Genomic DNA, 2,039 nt, shown 5'->3' with positions numbered 1-2,039 from the left:
TCACGGAGCCGCCGGCGAACCACGCCGTAAAGCTTTCGAGCTTTCGATAGGGTGCGCGCGTGCGCTGGAAGATTTCTCTGGCGTCCGTCATGGGCCGCCCGGAACGCAGATAGGTGAGCACCGCTTCGCCGACCGGCTCCATCAGTGGCAGGATGTGCTGGCTCGCGTCTTGTGGTGGCGAACATGGATGGCTTCCGTCCGCCAGTCGATGTCCTCGATCTACAGATTGCGGATTTCACCAGACCGTAGCCCCTATGTTGCAAGGAGTTGCAGGATCGCATGGTCCCGCAGCCCCGCCGATGTCTCGTTTCTTCGCGCTCTCGAAACAGCGACTGTCAGATCGCGGTTCAGGACTTTCGGTGTACTCCTTCGCACGCATAAGCGACGGGGCTATCACGTGCCCTGACAGGTCCGTCGTGACGCGACCTGTGATGTGAGGTGGAGGTAACGCAGCAGCGAGCGAAGCCGCTCTGCTGTATCCTTCAGCGAGCAGCGCGTCAGTTTCGGCGTGCGCAAATCCATATAGCGGTCAACGTCGCTACTGCTGAGGCCCGTCCACCCGTCGATGCCGCCACCGGTCTGCCAAGCAAGGAAGTTGCGGGCTTCCCACATCACCACATCAACGTTGCGACGCTGGAGCAAGCCAACCCGCGTTCCTCACTCAGCCAGATTTCGTACTCGTCGCAGATTGCAAATCGGACCACATCGGCCGCGCAGGCAGGCTCGATAGCTCGTGGCCATTGACCGTGAGCAAGCCGCAATAGGGCTCGAAGGCCGGAGCGCGGAACCTGGAGCCAGCGCGCGCTGGGACGTCGACCACGCTGCTTCTCGAACAGTACGATCGCATGCTGCAGGTATTGCTCGACCTGCACGTCGATCACGTCCGCGACGGGATGCTCCGATGTACGAGATAATCGAGAAACTCAGACGCGTAGGCGCAGTAGCTCCCCACCACGACTGGGCTGTACCGCTGACCGATAAGCGAGGATTTGAGTGCGGCGATCAGGTCGTGACGGCTATTTGACATTGGCAACTCCTCTGTTGGTTGACCCGCAGAGGTTCGGCACGAATAATGCAAAGCAAGCTGACCCGAAAATGGCGAAAATCCGTGAATCATGCCTCCGCATTATGAAGACCTCGTGATTAGTGAAACGGCGCAAGACAAACGCCGCCGACGTCGAAGCGATCAGCGAAGCCGTCACCCGCAAGACTTCGTTCCGATCAAATCGGCTGATCAACAAGCGGCGGCCATGGTGCTGAGGACGCGCGCCCTTGATCCGCGCTTCGCGGGCATTTGTCGGAGTTGGGCGTTGTTGCCGCCCTCGGCACGGCTAAAGTGGCTGCGTTGACCGAGATCGTGCGGGACGAGGAGGACGTTTGCCTGCCACAAGCCGCTCGATTGGCTTTGGCTGAAATCGCCGATCAGATCGAGGCGCTGACGCGTCAAATCGACAAGCTCGAACGAGGGATCGTCGGCGAGGCGAAGCGCGACCAGGACATGCCACGGCTGACGACAATTCCGGGCGTCGGAGCGATCGCGGCGGCTTCCGTCAAAAGCGCTGATCCCGGATCCCGACGGGTTCAAATCCGGCCGTCACTTCGCCGCCTGGCTGGGACTAACGCCAAAGCCCCATTCGAGCGACGGCAAGGAGCAGCTCGGCGGCATATCGAAATGGGCAACCCGACGCTCCGCTCGCTGCTCGTTTGTGACGCGACGTCGGTCTTGTGGCGCGTGAAGGGCAACGACAAAGCGCCGCGATGGCTAGTCGCGCTTTCAGCGCGACGGCCTTTCAAGATCGTCGCAATCGCGCCGAGGATCATCTGGGCGCTGCTCACCAGGGGCGGGACATATCGAATACTGGCGCGGCGAGCGGCGCAGCATACGCCTGACGAGTTCGCCAACACCTTCGATCCGCGACGGTCGCTCGCGCTGCGCTACGCCAAAGGCTCCGCGCCATCGACCGCCGCTTCACCGCCAGCAGGGCAATGCCAACGCCGGAAACGAACTCAGAGCTGGATAGAAACTGGGGCAACGTCAC

Annotated in this window: 2 protein-coding genes; one reads left to right on the top strand and one right to left on the bottom strand. The window is 61.5% G+C overall.

Annotated elements, in window-relative coordinates; genetic code table 11:
• Positions 1-393 precede the first annotated feature (393 nt).
• Positions 394-642 carry a hypothetical protein gene (locus tag RFM68_RS33440; protein WP_320237190.1) on the bottom strand — a complete coding sequence of 83 codons (249 nt, stop codon included), beginning with the start codon at positions 640-642 and terminating at the stop codon, positions 394-396.
• 917 nt (positions 643-1,559) lie between these two features.
• On the opposite strand from RFM68_RS33440, the gene RFM68_RS33435 reads away from it, so the two are divergent.
• On the top strand, positions 1,560-1,736 hold the full coding sequence (locus tag RFM68_RS33435) for a transposase (RefSeq protein ID WP_320217907.1): 177 nt from the start codon (positions 1,560-1,562) through the stop codon (positions 1,734-1,736).
• Positions 1,737-2,039 lie beyond the last annotated feature (303 nt).

It is taken from the genome of Mesorhizobium montanum, assembly GCF_033977145.1.
Lineage (GTDB): Bacteria > Pseudomonadota > Alphaproteobacteria > Rhizobiales > Rhizobiaceae > Mesorhizobium > Mesorhizobium montanum.
The sequence above is the reverse complement of the archived record's forward strand: the minus strand, read 5'-3'. Positions and strand labels throughout refer to the sequence as shown.